This window comes from Dermatophilaceae bacterium Sec6.4 (assembly GCA_039636865.1).
Lineage (GTDB): Bacteria > Actinomycetota > Actinomycetes > Actinomycetales > Dermatophilaceae > Allobranchiibius.
Genome location: CP144172.1, coordinates 1,622,489 through 1,640,928, shown reverse-complemented (window position 1 = coordinate 1,640,928; position 18,440 = coordinate 1,622,489). Strand labels below are relative to the sequence as shown.

At 65.2% G+C, this 18,440-nt stretch carries 16 protein-coding genes and 1 pseudogene; 2 read left to right on the top strand and 15 right to left on the bottom strand.

Annotated elements, in window-relative coordinates:
- Positions 1-85: 85 nt before the first annotated feature.
- The 9 genes from V3G39_08010 to V3G39_07970 form a co-directional block, all read right to left on the bottom strand.
- Positions 86-382, bottom strand: coding sequence for a hypothetical protein (locus V3G39_08010; GenBank protein XAS77963.1), 297 nt, complete (start codon positions 380-382; stop codon positions 86-88).
- Positions 379-1,266 (bottom strand): nucleotidyltransferase family protein, encoded by an 888-nt coding sequence (locus V3G39_08005; protein XAS77962.1) that lies wholly within the window; start codon positions 1,264-1,266, stop codon positions 379-381. The genes V3G39_08010 and V3G39_08005 overlap by 4 nt, the downstream gene beginning before the upstream one ends.
- Before the next feature lie 52 nt (positions 1,267-1,318).
- Positions 1,319-1,630 carry a DUF3349 domain-containing protein gene (locus V3G39_08000; GenBank protein ID XAS77961.1) on the bottom strand — a complete coding sequence of 104 codons (312 nt, stop codon included), beginning with the start codon at positions 1,628-1,630 and terminating at the stop codon, positions 1,319-1,321.
- Positions 1,630-1,914 carry a hypothetical protein gene (locus tag V3G39_07995; protein ID XAS77960.1) on the bottom strand — a complete coding sequence of 95 codons (285 nt, stop codon included), beginning with the start codon at positions 1,912-1,914 and terminating at the stop codon, positions 1,630-1,632. Before V3G39_07995 ends, V3G39_08000 begins: the two co-directional genes overlap by 1 nt.
- On the bottom strand, positions 1,911-3,209 hold the full coding sequence (locus V3G39_07990) for an inorganic phosphate transporter (GenBank protein XAS77959.1): 1,299 nt from the start codon (positions 3,207-3,209) through the stop codon (positions 1,911-1,913). Before V3G39_07990 ends, V3G39_07995 begins: the two co-directional genes overlap by 4 nt.
- A 143-nt stretch (positions 3,210-3,352) precedes the next feature.
- Complete coding sequence (locus V3G39_07985) at positions 3,353-4,795, bottom strand: HAD-IB family hydrolase (GenBank protein ID XAS77958.1); 1,443 nt, start codon at positions 4,793-4,795, stop codon at positions 3,353-3,355.
- Positions 4,792-6,186 (bottom strand): alpha/beta hydrolase, encoded by a 1,395-nt coding sequence (locus tag V3G39_07980; protein ID XAS77957.1) that lies wholly within the window; start codon positions 6,184-6,186, stop codon positions 4,792-4,794. Before V3G39_07980 ends, V3G39_07985 begins: the two co-directional genes overlap by 4 nt.
- Positions 6,183-7,763, bottom strand: coding sequence for a hypothetical protein (locus tag V3G39_07975; GenBank protein ID XAS77956.1), 1,581 nt, complete (start codon positions 7,761-7,763; stop codon positions 6,183-6,185). Before V3G39_07975 ends, V3G39_07980 begins: the two co-directional genes overlap by 4 nt.
- On the bottom strand, positions 7,760-8,662 hold the full coding sequence (locus tag V3G39_07970) for a hypothetical protein (protein ID XAS78204.1): 903 nt from the start codon (positions 8,660-8,662) through the stop codon (positions 7,760-7,762). The genes V3G39_07975 and V3G39_07970 overlap by 4 nt, the downstream gene beginning before the upstream one ends.
- Between V3G39_07970 and V3G39_07965 the strand changes: the two genes are divergently transcribed.
- Both V3G39_07965 and V3G39_07960 read left to right on the top strand, forming a co-directional pair.
- Positions 8,612-8,770, top strand: coding sequence for a hypothetical protein (locus V3G39_07965; GenBank protein ID XAS78274.1), 159 nt, complete (start codon positions 8,612-8,614; stop codon positions 8,768-8,770). The two genes, V3G39_07970 and V3G39_07965, sit on opposite strands and share 51 nt — an antisense overlap.
- Positions 8,771-9,195: 425 nt before the next feature.
- Positions 9,196-9,849: pseudogene (locus V3G39_07960) on the top strand (heparan-alpha-glucosaminide N-acetyltransferase domain-containing protein).
- Positions 9,850-10,223: 374 nt separating this feature from the next.
- Here the strand turns inward: V3G39_07960 and V3G39_07955 are convergent.
- The 6 genes from V3G39_07955 to V3G39_07930 form a co-directional block, all read right to left on the bottom strand.
- The gene (locus tag V3G39_07955) at positions 10,224-11,468 is read right to left on the bottom strand and encodes an O-antigen ligase family protein (GenBank protein ID XAS77955.1); all 1,245 of its coding nucleotides are present in this window, start codon (positions 11,466-11,468) and stop codon (positions 10,224-10,226) included.
- Between the two features lie 236 nt (positions 11,469-11,704).
- On the bottom strand, positions 11,705-12,481 hold the full coding sequence (locus tag V3G39_07950; GenBank protein XAS77954.1) for a hypothetical protein: 777 nt from the start codon (positions 12,479-12,481) through the stop codon (positions 11,705-11,707).
- 94 nt (positions 12,482-12,575) lie between these two features.
- Complete coding sequence (locus V3G39_07945) at positions 12,576-13,313, bottom strand: hypothetical protein (GenBank protein ID XAS77953.1); 738 nt, start codon at positions 13,311-13,313, stop codon at positions 12,576-12,578.
- 61 nt (positions 13,314-13,374) lie between these two features.
- Complete coding sequence (locus tag V3G39_07940; protein XAS77952.1) at positions 13,375-14,199, bottom strand: class I SAM-dependent methyltransferase; 825 nt, start codon at positions 14,197-14,199, stop codon at positions 13,375-13,377.
- Positions 14,200-14,256: 57 nt separating this feature from the next.
- Positions 14,257-15,963 (bottom strand): alpha/beta hydrolase family protein, encoded by a 1,707-nt coding sequence (locus V3G39_07935; protein ID XAS77951.1) that lies wholly within the window; start codon positions 15,961-15,963, stop codon positions 14,257-14,259.
- Positions 15,963-18,437, bottom strand: coding sequence for a hypothetical protein (locus tag V3G39_07930; GenBank protein XAS77950.1), 2,475 nt, complete (start codon positions 18,435-18,437; stop codon positions 15,963-15,965). Before V3G39_07930 ends, V3G39_07935 begins: the two co-directional genes overlap by 1 nt.
- Positions 18,438-18,440 lie beyond the last annotated feature (3 nt).

The window sequence follows — 18,440 nt, the reverse complement described above, 5'->3', positions numbered from 1 at the left end:
TCTTCGAATCCTTGCTTAGGGGTGGGGCCTGCCAGCGCATGACTGAAGATCCCCTCTTGGCAGGGTGCATGCTACCTGTTACTGCTCAATCTTTCGTGCGTAAAGGCTCCAGCAGGCTGCCTTCAACCAATTGAGCAAGAAAATGAGTCACCGCGCCGCGCACCGAATCCGCCGGCTCACCGATGAAATCGGCGACCTGTGACGTGATGTCGGCGCCCGGGGCCTGGCGCGCTGTCTGCCAGATCACCGCCGCCGCGCCCTCCAGGACCACCGCCTGCAGGTCGTCCATCGTCGTGAGGTACACCCGCAGCTGCCCATCGCGCTCGTCGGTCATCCACGCGACGCGCGGCGGGACGGCATAGGAAGGCGCAATCTCGTTCATCTCCGGGCTGCCCGCCGGTCACGCCGACTCGCAACGAGCGATTTCAACTCACCCAATGCCACCAGCGGCCGGCTCAGGTAGGCCCGACGCCGCTCGCTCGCCGACGGCTCATGACCCAGCCGCATCCGCAGGTGGTCGTCGTTGGGCGAGAACGCCTCGGCGACGATCCGCGCCTTCTCCCGCACACTCGGGGCCGCGCGCACCCGCGCTCGCCACTCCTGAGACCGGGTGCCCCCTTGCGAGGCCACCTCCCACAGATCGTGCTCGGGCCGATCGCGGAAATCGTCCAAGTCGCCCGTGGCGGCCGCAAAGGCCACCTCGGCATGTAGCTCTTGCGACCTGCGCACCACCGTTGCCCACTGCTGCTCGGACAACGTCTGGCGCAGATGATCGACATCTGGCTTTCCAGCGCCACTGTCGCGCGCAGCATGCAGGACCAGGATCAACGCCTGATCCAGCAACGCCGGCACAGCCAACTCCTGGGCAGCGATCGTGCTGGCGCACCGGTGCTCCCACAGTTGCTGGAACGCCGACGCGGGCGGGATGCCGATCCCCGGAAACGAGCGATGCACATCGACCCACCCCCAGTGCGGGTGATGCAGATTGGCGGCATGACGGAAGATCGAGCCGGTTTCAAAATGGGTGCGGACCTCAAACCCTGCGGTGATCAATACCGCCACCAGCGCATCGACCTGGGTCGGATGAACCAGGATGTCGACGTCTGAGCTCCTGCGGTCTTCGTAGCGAAGCACGGGGTCGAGCGCCTGGCCCTTGATATGCAGCAGATCGACTTTGGCCTGCCGCGCGAGGTGGTCCACCACTGCATGCGCCAACGACAACCTGATCGGCATCGGAATGTCGACCTCGGACAGCGGCGTGGGCATGGTGGTCAAACTATAAGGGCGACGACCGGACCGACCACCGGTCTCGAGCGGCTCAGCCGGCGTCCTGCAGCGGCCAGCCCTTTTTCTTCAGACGTCGCTGTACCCGTTCCAGATCCCCCAGGGCGGGCATCCCGTTGGTGTACCGGCTGATGAGCACTCCGACGTCGACCCGCGAGATCGCCGGATCGTCGCCAGCTTTACGGGCACCGGAGATGAGTTGGCGAGCGACCTGTTTCACTTCGTCGTCGGACAACTGGCGACGCAGCAGCGCAAAGAGCGGGAGATAGTCGTTCTCGGGCACACCGTCGGGGTATCCGGCCCGCAACCACGCCACGAGCCCGGCCAGAAATATCGGCCGCTCCATCAGAAGACCTCGATCCCCAGGTAGTGCCTGAGGCTGTCCTTGGTGATCCACAGAACACCGAGGAACACCACCACCGCAATAGCTGCGAACAAGGTGTAGGCGACGCCCAGGGCGGCCGGGTGGGACCGGGTCGCAACACCGGCAGGGTCGGTATCCCCTGGCGCGCCGTGACCGACCGCCAACAGCCGAACGCCGACTGCGAAAAGCGCGGGTAGCCCGGCGCCGAAGATCAGCCCCACAACGAGCACCCTCAGGAGCGCAGTGAAAGTAGCAGTGGTGATCATCGCGAATCCTTGGACAACGACCTGGTGTTCGCCTTCGCTGCAGGTGTCACTGTCGCTGTGGTCTTCGACGTCGCTGTCGCCTTTGACTTGCCCTTTGTCTTCGGCGTCGCCTTTGCTGGCTTGGTGTCCCAGTGGTCGTTGACGTTATGCGCGTGTACGGCATCGCGGCGGCTGCGGGCGAAGATCACCGCGGAGATCGCCACGAGCGCGACGAAGATGAGGCCGGCGCCGAGCAACCCACCGGCAAGGTGGGCCACCGCGTAGCAGATCGCGCCGATCGCACCGGCGCACGGCAGCGTCATCACCCAGCCCGACGCCATCCGGCCGGCCACTGCCCAGCGCACCTTCGCGCCCGGGCGGCCCACTCCCGCACCCATGATCGAACCGGAGGCGACGTGGGTGGTGGACAACGCCATCCCGAAGTGGCTGGACGTCAGGATGATCGCGGCCGATGAGGCCTGGGCCGCCATCCCCTGCGGCGCGTCGATCTCGATCAGACCCTTACCAAGCGTGCGGATGACCCGCCAACCGCCCAGGTAGGTACCCAGCGCGATCGCGACGCCGCAACTGAGGATGATCCACGGTGGCAGCCCGTTGGCCACGATGCTGTCGGTGGTGAGGCTGCCGTGCGCGATCAACGCGAGCGCGATGACACCCATCGTCTTCTGCGCGTCGCCGGTGCCATGCGCCAACGACACCAGCGAGGCCGTCGCGATCTGCCCCCACTTGAACGACTTGTTCTTACCGCGGTGATCGGCGGGGCGGGTGATCGTATAAATGAGGAAAGTGCCCAGCACTGCGACCAGTCCGGCAACGAACGGCGAGGCGAGCGCGGGCAGCAGCACCTTGGCGAACAACCCGTCCCAGTTGACCCTGCCCAGGCCGCCCGAGGCGATTCCGGCGCCGATCAGGCCGCCGAACAAGGCGTGGGAGGAACTGGAGGGAAGCCCGAGCAGCCAGGTGAACAGGTTCCACAGGATGCCGCCGACCAGGCCCGCGAAGATGATCATCAGCGCGCCCTCCTTGTCGATGCCGCTGACCAACGCCCCGGAGCTGGACTGCTGGATCTTCAGCACGCTGGTGGTCACCGTCGTGGCGACCTGCACGGACAAGAACGCTCCGACCAGGTTCAGGCTCGCCGACAACGCAACCGCTGTCTTCGGCCGCAACGCACCGGTCGCGATCGAGGTCGCCATCGCGTTGCCCGTGTCGTGAAAACCGTTGGTGAAATCGAAACCCAGAGCCGTCACGACGACCAGCACCAGGATCACGAGCTCTTGGGCGTGTGGGCTCATAGCGACAGTGTGAGGTGCACCTGGGCGCGGCGTCCAGTTACCTTGGTCCCGACCAAACGCCGTGACCTGCGGGAACGCAACGGACCTTCGGCGTTCATCCGATGTTCACCTTGACGCGGTTGAAATCCCCCGTGAAGAGGACGTCAATCCTGGCTGTGACCGTCGCGTGCGAACCAGCGGTCGTACCCCGGAACCTTGCCGTCGGGGTAGGTCGAGGCGAGCTGCTCCATGGTGGGGCGACGCTTACTACGGGCCTCGGACGGCAACAACGCCGCGATCGCCTTCATCACCCGATCGGTGTCGGCGGCGGCGGACCGGTACTTCAGCTGCACCGGCTCGCCGAACCTGACAGTGATCTGCGGCGGATGCCGGTAGTTCAGGATCTGCGGGACCTTGGACGCGCGCGGCCAGACCTGCTCGGTCCCCCAGATCGCACACGGAATGACCGGTACCCGCGTAGCGATCGCGAGCCGGCCGATACCGGGGTAGCCCACCAGGTTGGTGGAGAAGAAGTCCGGTCCGCGCGGGATGGTGCCCTGCGGCATCACCCCGACGATCTCACCGCCGCTCAGCGCCAACTCCGCAGATGTCATGGGGTCCGGCGCTCCGGGCTCGCGGCTGTCGCGATCCACCGGGATGCCGCCCGCTCCGGAGATCAGCTGACCGACCACCGGCACGTCGAAGATCTCCTGCTTGGCCATGAACCGCGCGGTGCGCCCGGTGCGCCCCATTGCCATCAGCATGGTTGGTAGATCGAAGTAACTGCGATGGTTGGCCGCCAGCAGCGCGGCGCCATGTGCGGGGACGTTCTCGGCTCCGAGGATCTCGAACCGGGCGTAGGGGAAGGCCTCGGGCCGGGCCATCAACTGACCCAGGCGCTGCCACTCCATCCCGATCACCGGCACCTTCGCGACACCGGGCGAGGTGTCGAAGTGCAGCACCGGCCAGCGCCGCAGCGTCGCGACCGCCAGCAGGCGCGGGTCGGGGTTGACCGCGTGCGGGTGACCGGTAGCGGAGAGCAGCGGTAGGTCGTAGATCGAATCGGAGTAGGCGAACGATTCACCCAGATCGATGTCATGGGCCCGCGCCCAGCCGCGTACGGCGGCCAATTTGCCCGTGGACCAGACGAACGGCCCGTCGATGCCGCCGTCGTACCGACCCGTGCCCGCGTCCACGGAGTATTCGGTGGCGATCACGTCGTCCAGCCCGAGCAGGTCGACCAGCGGTTGGATCAGATGCCGGGGGGTGGTGGTCGCCAGGACCACTTTTCGGCCTGCGGCACGATGCTGCTCGATGGTCAGGTGCGCGAAGGGCTCGACCATCTGCAGTAGGCCCTGCGCGGCGAGCTCGGCCGCTTCGTCGAAGGCCCCCTCGCGTTTGCCTCGAGCCACCAGGGTGGCGTTGCGCGCCAGGAACATCGACGGAAGTGTCTCGCCGAACCGGTTGAACACCCCGTACAACAGGCCCTCGCCGGGCAGTTTGGAACCGCTCACCAGCCCGGCCGCCCGTAGCGCGTCGGTGATGATCGGCCCGGAGGCACCGTGCAGCAAGGTGCGGTCGAGATCGAAGAACGCTGCACCGGTCATGAGGGCACTCCTAGGAAGTCCGCGATAACCCGGTAGACCAGCGGATGATTGACCAGGTCGTTGTGGCTCATATCGCCCATCATGATGGACGTGCTCAGATCGCTGTCCATTCCGCCGCGCGCGCTGGCCCGCAACACGACCCCGTCGCCGATGATCCGCCCGAGGCGTGAATGCGGATCCTTGGTCAGCACACCCGCGATCGCGAGGTGTCGCACGGTCAGCTGCGGGTCCAGCAGTTGTCGCCACTGGGCCGCGTCCGGTATTGCTGCGTCCAGTGTTGCTGCGCCGGGTTCTGCTGCGCCGGGTTCTGCTGCGCCCGTGTCGGCCAGGAAGAGGTTGCCCCCCGGTCGCAGGTCCTTGATGCCTTCGCTGCGGAACTGGATCACCTCGCTGAGCCACCTGGTGCCGCTGTAGGCGGCGCACCGCTCCGCGACGAAGTTGGCGCCCTGTTCGATCGGCGAGCCGTGATACGGCGTGCCCAGCGTGATCAGGTCGGTCACCAGCGGAGCCCAGGTCGCCGGTGGGCGCCACTGCAGCAGAGCACTGGTGGTCACCAGGCCGCCCATCGAATGGCCCACCAGCACCACGCGTTCGACGGGCACCGGCCAGTTCTGCACCACGTCGTCCAGCAGAGCCGCGAGATCTTGCCCGTTGGTGGCGATCCGCAGGCCCGTGTTGTAGCGCACCCACAGCGCGGAGTGCTCACCGAGCGATTCCAGGCGTCGCCCGTAACTGAGCCGGCGACCTTCGTCATCACGGTCGGCGTGCCGCTTCCACATCTGTTCGGTGCCGATGAGGCCGTGCAGGAAAATGACCAGCTGCGGGCGGGCGTCGGGGTAGGCGCTCGCCAGCCCATCGACGGTCGCGGACACCCGGCGTCCGGCACGCCGCAAGGACATCGAATAGGACAACGGCGCGTTCGTTGCGGCGATCCGGTCACCGTTGAAGCCGTGCACGAAGGCCAGCACTTCCCCGGAGTAACGACTCGTCGAGCGACCGAAGGACGTTGCGCGGGTTGCTTCTGCGGCTTTGATCGCTCCTTCGCCCGCAGCGTCGGCGATCCCTTCCAGCGCCACGGCGGCCGCCCCGTACGTCGTCCGCAGGATCTGGTCGTGCACGAACTCCACCGGCGTCACGATCGGGCCGAGGTTGCGGCGGGCTTTCGCGAACGCCCTCGTCGCTGCTGCGCCGTGCGTGTCATGCAACGCTCCCGTCACGGCACGAACAACAGTCCCCGCCTGGCGTGCGGCGTCGTCGGAGGCGGGGCCTGCGTCGTTCGAACCGTCTGCTGCATCGGCCCACGGGGTCGCCGAAGTCTCCTCGTCACGGATCATCGGTCCCAACGTACCCGCCAGTAGCCCGCCGGGGTGCAGGAATCCAGCGTCGCTCACCCCGCCAGAATCAGGCGGTCGCTCCGCGCTCCTTGCTCGACATCAACCAGGCGGTCGCTCTGCGACGCTTGCGCGACATCGGTGATGCGCGAGCCCGCGCGGCCCCACCACGTGGCAACGCACTGCACTTCGCTGCCCGCAAGGCTCGGATTGGTCTGGAACCACTGCAGATCCGGATGGTTGCTCATACCGGCGGCGAATACTGCCGCCGGTGCCAGCGCCGGGTCGTCTGCCAGCGCGGCCAGGTCGACCTCGTCGGGAACGCCCCCGGCGTTGGCGAGGGCCTGCAGCAATGAGTAACGGTTTCCCGAGGTGACCATCAACTCGACAAGGTGTCGGCTCTGTTCAGGGCGCGCCAGGTAGATGAGAACGTGTGCCGCCGCTTGCGCTGCATACGGCTCGGTCGGGTTAGCCATCTGCTTGACGGCGACATCAGCCAGCACATCCCGATAGGGAGTGGCTGCCAGCATCAACAGCGCATGGTGTTGCCGCTCCACGAAATCGGGGGACAACGCCTCGCGCAGCAGCCGATCCAGCATCGGGTCGTCCAGCCCGGACTCCCGCAGTGCGGCAACCCGGTAGCTACTCAGCGCGGCCGGGCTCTGCACCCGGGCACCCACTGCGGTAGGCGCCGGGTACTGACCCAGTCTGGCCACGACCTGCTGGGTGAGCCCCGCCGACATCCGCTGCGCCAACATGAACGCGGGCCGGCCGCGATCCATCCCGTCGCCGGCAGCGTCCATCACGGCGCGAGTGACTGCGGGCACGAGATCGCCGGGAAGCGTGCCGCGACAGATCGAGGTGAGCAGCCCGTACGCCGCACCCAACTGCTGCTCGCCATCGGACCGCTCGAAGAGACCGACCAGCCAGCGGAGCACGACAGGGTCGGTGCTGTTACCGAGGATGGCCACGATGTTGATGCAGTTCCGCGCTCCCTGCGCCGAGGAGACACGCTCTACCGAATCGACCAGAATCCGGCCGGCATCACGATCGGCCAGCAACAAGCCGATGGCGTGCATCCGGGTCGTCAACGCGTGATGAACCGATCGCATCGCCTCGGACAGCAGTTGATCCACCCATCCGTTCAGCACCGATGGCAGAAGCACCGGCCCGGTCGGTCGCGTGATGACGTCGGCCGCCTGGATCCAATCGGCGCCGCGCATGGTGCCTGCGGGCACCCGGGTCTCCCAGTCGCCGAGCGCCTCGCTGAGCCGCGCACGCGATATCGGCAAAGGAGCCTCCGGCGCGAGGGCTGGTCCAAACATCCGGTCGATGCCGCACACGACCCCGACCAGGTGTCCGGCAGGCAGGTTCAACGCCGCTTCATAGGCGCGGACCACCGCGAGCGGGACACGCTCAGCGCCGGTTTCGTATCGACACAGGGTGCTGGGGCCAAGGGTGCAGCCCTGGGCCCGCAGCATCTGCAGGAACTGGCCGGCGGGGCCGGGTGCTATCGCAAGTCTGTTGATCCGCAGCAGCCACGCGATGCGTGCCTGTGGGTCGACGCTGCGACCGCGCAACGGTGTGAAGTCGTACGGCATAGTGACCGGACGGCCGCGTCCCGGAACCCAACTCATCGCACTGCCCCCCTGCGCGCCGCGCGATTCAGCACTCCGCCGGGCGAACCTGGCGTCAAACCGTCGGTGCTGTCACGGCCGACCCCAGTCGGCGTCGACGTGGGGTGGTCTCGCAGCACCGCGTCCAGCACCTCTGGCACCAAGCCACAGTGCGACCCGAAGCACGCCTTCACGTCGAGCACCACCGGTAGTCCATCCGCGCCGCACCGGATGCCCACCTCGAGGGGGCCGGTCAGTCCGAGAGCGCGGACCGCAGCCTGCGCGACTCGTTCAACCCCGACTGCGTCACCTTCGTTCACCCGGGTCGCCGTGCTCGTACCGTCCTCCTGGACGAACTCCTCCAACACCGTTGTCAGTCGGCCCTTTCCGTCGATCGGCCGATAGACAACGACGGAGTATCCGGTACCGGGTACGAACCGCTGCACGAACCAGTCATCGCTCATCGCCGACCAGTCCAGGTCTTGCGATGCGTTGAGGACCGTTGCCGATCGCCCCCCACTGGCCCACCGCGAGCGCAGCGTCAGCTGCCCGCCCATCATTTCGAGCGCCGCGTCAGCGTTGGCGAAGTCACTCGGCACGCCGAAGTCGGGAACCGCCACACCGTGCGACCACAGGCTCCACGCCGTCAGCAGTCGGTCGTGTGCCGTGCCGGTCGGCCCCGGTCCCGGCACGACGACATCGACGCCGAGTGACAGGCGGGCGACCGAGATCGCCGGCAGAGAGTCACCGCTCGCGGGTATGACGAGGTCGATGCCGTAGCGCTGAACGATCCTGGCCAGGGAGGGTAGGAAGCTCGGGTTCGCCGGGTCAGGCATCAGGTGGAACGCGAACGCCGAGGTGCTCATCGGTTGGCTGTCGGCGCAGTGGACCTCGAGTCCCCGAGCAACCAATTGCTCCACGAGAGCGCGTCCGGCGGACCCGCCGGCGCCGGTGACGAGAATGCTACGATTCTCTACCGCGAGCTGCAGACGTTGTCGCACCTGGCGTGGGTGCGGATGATCCTGTGACATTGAGGCCCCTCAGCAGGTCGCAAACTGAAATGACACCGCAGGCCCGTCGTGATTCGGGGGCGGACTGGACTGGCGCGTCGATGTTGCGAGACCCATCTGGTGCGAGGGGTTATGACCCCTCGCAGGTCTCTTCTTCGGCCTTTTCGAGAACGTACCGCTTTACCTTTTGAATGTCTGCCCTTTACTGAAAATTGACTAACCGCTGACCGTCTCGCGCTGCCGGCGCCGCACCGAAAGCAGCCGTTTTTCCTGGTTGAGCGGGGGCAAAACCCCGTCTTTGCGCGGGATCGACACCAAGAGAGCGAGCTGGGCGCCACCTGCCGGGCACTGAGGGTAAAGCCGCTTTATTGCAGTGGACGGCAACCCCTGGGCATACCCACCCCGGACGGCCGGACGCGACGTAGTCTTCCGCCGTGTCTGTAATGGCTCCGACCCGCCAACTGCCCGGTCGTGGCGCGGTGGCCGATGTGCTCAGGCAGTGGCGGCGAACTGGACGTGAGGATCAGATCCGGCTCGTCGGGCTCGATATCGCCAGGTGTGTTGCAGTGCTCGCGATGATGGCGGCGCACATTCTGCCCAAGTTTGTCGACGGGCGGGTGCCATGGCAGCAGACACTCGTCGCCGGAAGGGCGTCCGGCCTTTTCGCGGTCCTCGCCGGCACAAGTCTTGCCCTGATGAGCGGCGGCCGTACAGCCGTTGTGGGGAGGGCCCGGCTGCAAGCCAGCCGCGGTCTCGTCGTTCGAGCCGCGCTGATCACAGTGCTCGGCCTGGGTCTGGAAAAGCTGCACAACAACGGGCTGGGTGTCATTCTGCCCTATTACGGGGTCCTCTTTCTTCTCGGTATTCCCTTCCTCGGCCTGTCCCCCCGCCGGCTGCTGATCATCGCCACCGGCTGGGCCATCATCGTCCCGGCAATATGCCAAGAGATACGCCCGCACCTTCCGGATACTTCCGGGCTCAAACAGAGCCAGATGGATCCATTCACCCTGGCAACCTATTTCGGTTTCACCGGCGATTACCCCGCAGTCCCCTGGGTAGCATTCCTACTTGTCGGAATTGCCATCGGCCGGATGAACCTGCACCGCACTGATCTCGCGATTCGTCTCCTGATCAGCGGCGCCCTCCTCGCGACTCTCTCCACCGCCGTATCCGATGTCATCACCCGCCAACCCCGGGTCCAGAATGCGCTTCTGTCGACCTGGAGCGGCGGCGGCGATCACCCGTCGTGGGCCGCGCTTCAGGCGGCAATGTCTGCAGGGTTCTCCGGGAGCACTCCCACTGGTTCCTGGTGGTGGCTCACAGTTCAGGCTGCGCATTCAGCAACTCCGTTCGACCTGCTGCAGACAACTGGATGCGCCCTCGCAATGATCGGAACAAGCCTGCTGATCACGCGTCGGTTTACCAGGTTCTGGCAGATCGTAGGTGGAGCCGGCGCGATGTCACTGACCAGCTACAGCCTGCATCTGGTCATGCTCAGATCACCTATGTGGCCCGGCCTCGGCACGGCTGCCTTCTGGCCGGAGGCAGCGGTTGTGCTGGCACTCGGTGGATTGTTCTCAGTCTTTCGCTGGCGTGGGCCACTGGAGGGTTTCATCACCGTGTGCGCACGGCGGGCGGCAGGTCGGCCCTTGCGCTGATCGAGGGCGGCGTCGGGAAACGTGGCCTCCCGATACAGAAGTCCGGCGATACCGAGCAATAAGAATGATATGCCGGCAAACATCGGAAAGCCGAACCCATCGAAGAACGCGTAGGAGACTCCAGATGCCGCGATCGACGCCAGCACTGACCGTGCCAGATTTCGCATGGGTTCATCAGCCGCCAGGTATGACACGCGCCACGCACACCACGCACCCACCAGATAAAGGGCCACAAAGATACCGGCGCCGAGGACGCCCACCCCGATGATCAACCCCAGGTACTGATTGTCGAGAATTCGGTAGTCCGAGTTGAACGTACCCAACCCGCGGCCCACCACCGGGGAACGCACGATAAATTCCCACGCCATGCTGTAACTGTCTGTGCGGGAGCTGATACTCGCGTTGTTCGACAGCCCCACGAACAAACCCTGGATCGCCCCGAAGAACTTCGGCAGGACCAGATACATCCCACCCAGCAGGGCGCAGCCACCGGCTAGTGCGGCGTAACGGGCTCGCCGGGACCAGATCGGAAAAATAATCACCAGCACCACCGCCGTGGCGATGATCGCCGAGCGAGAGATCGAAATCGGAATCGCCAGACACAATGCCGATACCGGGAACCACCGCCGTATGCGGCCACCTGTCTCCGGGTCGAAAGCAACGAAAAGAACAATTGGCAGGAGTACTGAAATCGCCAACCCGAACTCCAACGGGTGCGTCGCAGTGCCTGCCGGCCGAAAAAAACCGTCACGAGCCGTTATCTGGACGGGCGCGTTCCAGGTGAGCCCGGGAACATGAAGTCCGTCGACGAAGGACTTCCCTGCTGCAAACTGGATGATCCCCACCAGCGCTTCGAACCCGACCAGGAGCGACACCCTGCGAAGTAGTACCTGAAGTCGTGACCAGGAACCGATGCCGTCGATAGCGACGAACAGGACGCCCATCCAGCCCAACAAGCCGAGAATGCTTTGTTCGGCGCCGGTAATTTCACCGGAGCTGATGACCCGCGTCATCGCTGCAACAAAGCTGGCGATCACTGCGCAGAAAAAAACCAACATGCACCGACCTACCGGCCCGAACGATCGGCGCGGTCCAGAGCCGTGAAGTCGTTGCCACAACCACCACAACACACCCAGCAGACCTATCAGCGCAGCCGGTGTTCCGGCGCCTCCCAGAGGTTTGAAAATCAGCCGCGATGGCACTGCAAAAAGCAGAAACGCATAGACCGACAAGAAGGTGGTGCCGTCCGCTGTACCGAATGGGCGGCGGTGATCAGCGACGATCGGCTGCTCAGTCACCGCCTACCGACCACGGCTCGCGCGCGGTCCAAGAGTGCAGCCTCGTCTCGCGCAGCTTCTTCTTGGGCAGCCTCGTCCCCAGCAGGCTCTTCCTCTGCAGCCCTCACCACCTCCGCCTCGATCGGGTCTTTCTCCGAGATTTCGTTCAGCCCGGTAGTGTCGGTCGTCCCTGCTGTATCGATCGTCCGGGCACCTCTGTTCCTGGCACGGCGTCGACCACGCCTACCGGTCAACAAAGCGTCCAGGGCACCCACCATCAGCAACGTCAACACCCCGCCGAAGATGGCGGCGCCGATCGTGGCCCGAATCTGACTCTTGCGCACGAGAGTCGGCGCACTGGCCTCGACAACAACGGTGCTCGTGATCCGCTGGGCGTCGGGCACGTTCGAACGCGACTGCAAATTCGCCAAACTTGCCGGGATCGCAGCGAGGAAGAATCTGGACGCTCGCACGGCGTCCGTCGGTGTATCGGCGGTGACCGTGGAGATAATGAGCGGAGCCGGGCTCGAAGGGTCGGCACCCACGGCGCCCTCGACAGCGACCGCCGCCGAAATTCCCGAGGCCCGCAGCCTTTCCGACGTCTTCGGACCACGGACGTCCGACAGCACCACGTCGACCGTCGGGGTGAGAGTACTCAGCCCCAGATAAGGATTCTTGCCTTGCGGCGATGATGACGTCGGCGGCAGGAGCACCGTCTCGGTGACAAGGGAGTACTGCGGGCCGACCTGAACAAAGATTCCGGCGGCCAGCGCCGCAGAAAGAACCGCCCCCACCACCACCCAATACCATCTGTGTCGCAGTGAACTCCAGAACTCGGCCATCAACATGTTGCCACCATCTCCCCATCGGATTCATCATCGAAACTCATCAACGCTGCCATGCCATCTGCGTTTCCCCCTGTGAATCCAACACTTCAGGGGACCGACCGGGCCCCGGGTACCACCTGCGTGCCCTGGCATCCGCTGCCCGCTCGGGTAGCTGAGCGTCAACGATGCTGATGGCCGCGGCTGTCAGCCCGAGACCCAGTAGTAGGGCTATCAGCAACGCTTTGTGTGGATTCGCCTTGAGAAGGGTAGGAATGGGGTCCGCTGGAATAGTTCGGGTCGTGATCTGCGCATTCGACGGTGCACCTGAAGCTACCTGCCTGACAAGAAGCTCCTTGTTGATCTGTGCTACCAGAGACGTCATCCGGTCGGACGCGTCACGGCTCGTGGGCCCTATTACCTCGACGCGTAATACGGGCTTGTCGAAATGGTTGTTCCACTGGCCCCCGTCGTTCCACATCGTGACACGACTGCCTTGACGCACGCCAGCATCAGCCAGCGTGATGTCGGTGGACGTGAACCGGACACCATTCGGTCCGCTTACCGCTCGTTGAATAATGCTGGCAGTATTGATCAGCGAGTTGTTGTGGTCTACCACCGGATTTGCGAAAGCAATGGAGGGGCCAGTGAACAGGATCGAGGCATCTGCGTAATAGACGCCTTTGGGATGTTGCACCATCGCTGCGGCAGCAGCGGTCGCGACGAGCCCGAAAACAGCAACAAACCACAGACGTCGGCAGGCGCGGAAAAATCGCGGCACCGCTGAGTCCGATCTATCCATGTCGGAAACTATGTCACCGCGTATGTCGGCTCAACCCACATATTTCAGTGACGGCAAACCATCAGGAAGAAGCCTTACGGGCAACCACGTGGAACCATGCTGTCGACGAGTCCGACGATTCCATCGGCAGATCCTCACCTTCCCGGCTGACCAGTCTGGTCACTTCCAAGCCAGCCTCTTCAACCTCGGCGGTCGCCCGCCCGGTCGTCACGTAATGGACTAGGAGGCTCCAGTCGTGGGTGGGCATCGTGTCGACCGCCCAGTCTCCGTGGTCAGCAAACCGCGACTGATTCCTACGCACGTTGACGAATCCGCGAACGTGGCTTCGTGGGCGAAGTGCGGCGCGAGCAGCAAATCGTGCCGTGGAGTACGGGCCGACCCGCTGCCCTGGTGGCGCGACCGGCCCGGGCCCACACCGGTAGAACTCTCCTGCCCTGTTGAGGGTGGAGTACACAAGCACGCCGTCCGGTGCGAGTACGCGCCGGAACTCCGACAACGCTTCGGCTCGCCCCTGGTGGTCGAGTGAGTCCAGGCCGGCGTGGGTGAATATCACCAAGGCGCAGGTGCCATCCGCAATATCTACGAGGTGACGGGCGTCCATGACTTCGAAATGCACAGCCGGCCGCATCCTGCGAGCCACCTGGACCATCTCGGGCGTGTAGTCGATGCCGAGGTAGTCCTGGCTGAGCAGGCGAAGGAACCACGCTGATCGGCCGGCCCCCACGCCAACGTCAAGGATGCGATGCCCACGTACCGTGTCGGCGAGGTCGCTGATGACGATCATCTCGCCTGGATCCGTCCACGAGCTGAGTTCGGCGTAGTCCTGGACCACTCGGGCCCAGACCGGTGAATTCTCGTCTTCGACGCGAGACGCTGTGGGCGACACGATGCACCTCCAAAATAGTGGACCAGCGGCGCTCTGAGTGGGTTCACCAGAAGCCGATCATCCTTCTGACAAAACCTTTCGAACAGCACGTCGGTCTGCGGGCGACGAATGTGCTTCGTGCGGGGCTGCCACGAATCGGCGGATGAGGTCGCCGCGAATAGCCCGCATGGCCCAGGTCTGCCCCTCTTGGGTCATCAGCGGGTGGTCCACCTGCTCAGATTCAAGCAGTGCGTACCTACCCGAACGGCGCCAGCGCCAGGCATGCAGTCCACTCCAGAAAGCGCTCTCGCGAAAATGCCGACCGTCGTCAGGGCTCATGACCAGGATGACGATCGTCCCCTGTCGCACCAATGCGGCTACCGCCGCCATGGGCGCGTTCCACACGGTGACCTGTCGGTAGATCCGCCACATCAGCGCGGCTGTTCGGGGCCAACGATCACCGGTCCTCTGGAAGGCCCAGCCGGCCGGGCGTGCTGCAATCCGGCGCGGATCGGCAAGAGTTGACCAGCGACTGGTCACCCTGGCATGCAGGATCACGTTGATGGCGTACACCGCAACCACCGGGCGGTAGAACGCGGCCTCCATAGCGCTGTATGCGCCGGAGCACAGCCCGATCAGCACCAGCGGGCTGTGCTGGAGCATCGGGCAGGACAGCGCATCCGGCAGGTCGGCCAGCCATTCCCGCGCGTAGAGGGTGCCGAATTGCTGGCCCTCGTGAGTGGGGCTGTCACCTGTCCCGCTCTGGTCCATTCGCAGCACCCGGAAACCGTCGTTCGCCCACTCCCGAGAAGAGTCGACCCATCGGCGGCCCGGCCCCGTGTGGCGATCATTCGCGACGTTGATCATCACCACCAGGACCGGCCTGTTCACCGCCTCCGGCTCGGACAGGATGCCGAAGAGTCCGATCGAGCCCAATGCAACGACCCGTTCGCTGACCCGCACCCCGATGTCGGTGCGGAAGGTCAGGGTCGGCGTGAGGACCTGACTAATCTTCTGCGGATGGCCGGTCGATCGTGCCACCAACCAGTCCACCACCCGCGCCAACGTCTTTTCCGGCACGGCGGACTCAGTCATCGGAACATCGAGCAGGTCGGGTTGTTCATCGGTCACGGCCCATTCCACGTCTGGGCCGGCCAGTCGCTTGCGCAACCCCCGCGGGGCCGGACGGTCCTCCCGCAGCACCACGAGCAACTGGGGCGCGATCGGGCCGGGGCCCAGGGTTGCGACGTCGAGGGACCGCAGCTCAGCAGCCGTCGGTGCCGAGTACAGATAACCGGGGGTGTCCACCGCCCCGGCAGGCGGCTCGAGCACGCTGGGGCGGCGGGCCTGGCCCTCACGGAGCATTCCCTTTCCGGACACCGGATCCCATAGAAGAAGCCCATCGATCTCGATACGCCCCTGGTGGGCGGCAACTGCCGCCAGCGTCGCACCGACCCGCATGCCCACGACAACCACGGCGGTGGCACCGGCCTCTTTCAGCGAGCGCACGGCATCGGTCACGCTGGTCAACCACGCATCGAGCCGATCCGGATCCGACCATCGACCCAGCGAGTCACCGGTGCCGTGGTAATCGAATCGCAGGGACGCAATGCCGTGGTCGGCCAACGACCAGGCGAGCCGGCGGAAAGTCTCGTGAGCGTTGTGCTCCTCTTCACCAATCGGCGGGCAGATCACAACCCCCAGAAAGGCGTTCCCATCCTGCGGCGTACACAGCCATCCGAACAGGGATCGATCCGGTGGTCCGAACCAGCCCGGGTTATCCATCACGTCGCCCCGTCCTGCTCCAGCCGGCACCCCACCGGGCAGTTCATGGCACGCACCGACCCACTCGGCATGTTGTCGGCGGCACCGAGCGGTCTGAGCCCCACGAAGACCGACGCACCTGGCACCAGATGGAACCAGGAGTCAGACGGCACCCAGTCTGCGAGGTCGAAATTCACCCATTGCGCAAAACGCCGTGTTGTCAGCGTCGCTCGCCACGGTTCGGCAGGATCGACGCCAGGTGTGAGCACTGCGCGCAACCCCAGGTCGCGTTCGACCGGCCGTAAGCGTTGCCCCGGTAGCCACACGGCCCGGCTCAGCTCGCGGTCGTCCGTGTCATACAGCGTTGCCACGATGACGTCGTAGGCGGGTGGTCCGAATCGATGCGCGTAGCTGAGGTCCCGGAAACCGCCGAAGACGGTCGCGGTCTCGATCTCGGCGCCGCCTTTACTTACGCTCGCCTCCAGGCTCACCGAGTCGCCGACGCGCTCGCCATCAATGAGCAGATCGAGCCTAATCCGGGCCTGCCAGGTGTCCCGTCTGTCGCTGGCAACGTGCAACAGCAGCCCGTTGACGCCTTCATCGCTGAACACCACGACTGCCGGGCTCATCACCCGACGCATCACGTACCACGACGACTTCGGTCGCCCCAGCGCATCGACAAGTCCCAGACCACCGGCGAAGCGGGCATCGTGCATCTCCAGGACCAGCGCCCCCGAACACGGCGAGTCCGCCCGGCGCCACTCGGCCAGCACGCCCTCGTAGATCATCGCAACGGTGGCTCGAGCGATCTGCGCAGCAGCTTCCCCGTCGACCCTACGCACCTCGATCGTGTCGACATCGAAAAGTTTCTGGGTGTACCAGTCGCGAATGTCTTCAAGATCCCACGCGGTACTCGCATCTCGATGAATTCCTGATTTCCACTCAGGACGATGCCCGATCCCGCGCGCGATCGACTGGCCCTGCAGGGTGTCCAAAGGCTCTGGCGGGTTCGCAAACGCCAAGCACTCCGAAGCAAACCGCACCCGTGCCCGGCGTGCGTCCTCTATCGGCTTCAAATACGCACCCACACCGAAGTAGTGTCCGGGCCCCCGGTCGACCATGCTGGGTAGCGGACTCTCCCCCGGTGTGCTGCGCACATACTCCACACCGGGGAGCAGGTCGCGGACCATTGCCGGAATGAGTTGCTGGGCAATCAGTGCCGCCCAGCGCTCCGGCGGCAACCCGAGGTAGGCCGCCTGCTGTTCGTTTTCACTGCCTCCGCAGATCACCGCGACACTCGGCCTGGCCTGCAGTCGGCCGAACAGTTGGGTCACCTCCTCTGCGACCTGCGTCTGGAACTGCTGGTCCACAGGGGCATCGAAGAAGGCGAACATGCAGTCCTGCCACACAAGAATCCCCAGCTCGTCGCACACGTTGTAGAACTCATCTGACTCGTACGTGCCGACCGCCGTTACCCGGATCATGTTCAGGTGCCCACGTCGGACCTGGTCGAGGCGGTCTCGCAGCAGTTGCGCCGACGGGGCAAGGCTCACGGGATCCAACGGTGTCCAACAGGCACCCCGACAGAACACGGGCACCCCGTTACAGCGGACCGTGAAGGCGCCCGCGGACCGGTCCACGTCGATCGTCCGGAACCCGACTCTGCCGACACACGTCCGGACCGCACCGACCTCGACGATCACCTCGTACAAGGGCTGGTCACCGTGCGTGTGCGGCCACCAGCGCCGGACAGAAGGAAGCTCCAGGACGCCTGTGGCGAGAACTTTCTCCCCGGAATCCATCGTGTGCAGCACCGCGCGGAAACCGTCAGCCTCGACCCAGACCTCCTGACCGAGTGACCCCGTCACCTCGACCTCGATCTGAATCCGGCCACTCCCGTCGTCGAGCGGCTCAGCAACAAGCCGGCGCCGCGCGACTGATACCTCCGGTACCGGTGTCAACGTCACCGGCCGCCAGGGTCCGACCGGCGCGGGGGTCGGCACCCCGCCGGTCAGCCGGCCGATCAAGGAGGTCCGGATCCAGCGCAGGTTGGGGTGCACGAGATCTGCGCATTTCCAGCGTGGTCGTGGGCGACGAGGTGCCAGCGCTGGGGTGAGCGCCGCGCACCGAACGACCAACTCGCATGGGCCGGGCTCCAGATCCAGGTCGAGCTCGTTCGCCACGAACATGTTCTCGCTGTGCAGCAGGTGCTCGCCGTCCAGCCACACATCTGCGAGAGTCGCGAGTCCGCCGAGACGCAGCGTGAATTTCTGAGTCTCGCCCGGTCCGGTGAAGTGGCAGCGGAACCACCAGTCGACGTCGTCGTAGTTGCGCGTCAGGGCGCTCGGGTCGCCGGCATCGACCATTGCCTGCGCCGCCGTGCCCGGAACTGCCATCGGCCACCACTGACCGCCTGGTGGTGTGTCCGCACTGTCCGCGGTGGCACTGAAACTGCACGTCCACTGCACGTCGGCCAGCAGGTCAGTCACTGCCATGAC